The organism is Microvirga antarctica (assembly GCF_017921815.1).
Classification (GTDB): Bacteria; Pseudomonadota; Alphaproteobacteria; order Rhizobiales; family Beijerinckiaceae; genus Microvirga; species Microvirga antarctica.
Map to the genome: position 1 here is coordinate 1 of NZ_JAGEMM010000076.1, position 291 is coordinate 291.

General features: G+C 52.6%; 1 protein-coding gene. It reads right to left on the bottom strand.

All coding sequences use genetic code 11. From position 1 onward, the window contains the following. Nucleotides 1-106: 106 nt before the first annotated feature. A partial coding sequence (ybiJ, locus tag J4G32_RS20925; protein WP_210497596.1) for a DUF1471 family protein YbiJ occupies nucleotides 107-291 on the bottom strand: 185 nt, incomplete at its 5' end.

The window sequence follows — 291 nt, forward strand, 5'->3', positions numbered from 1 at the left end:
TAATGGGGGTTGGAGCAGTGGGTCTGTTGGCAAACAGACGAGGGTAATACCCGTCAGAATTCAAACAACAGCGATGTTACAGCCTGAAATCTGGCGGGCAGGTAAATTATTTATAAATCACCGCAGTGCCGCTCATTTTGTCATTACCCACGGCGGAGGTGATGTTATAAGCGCTTGCGCCAGCAGCGGCGGCTTTTTCAGCCAGTTTAGCTTCCAGGCCATCCAGCGTGGTGGCGCCATCGGCAGACACTACGCCGATTTTATGCAGGTCTTGCGTCTGAGACGCGCTAA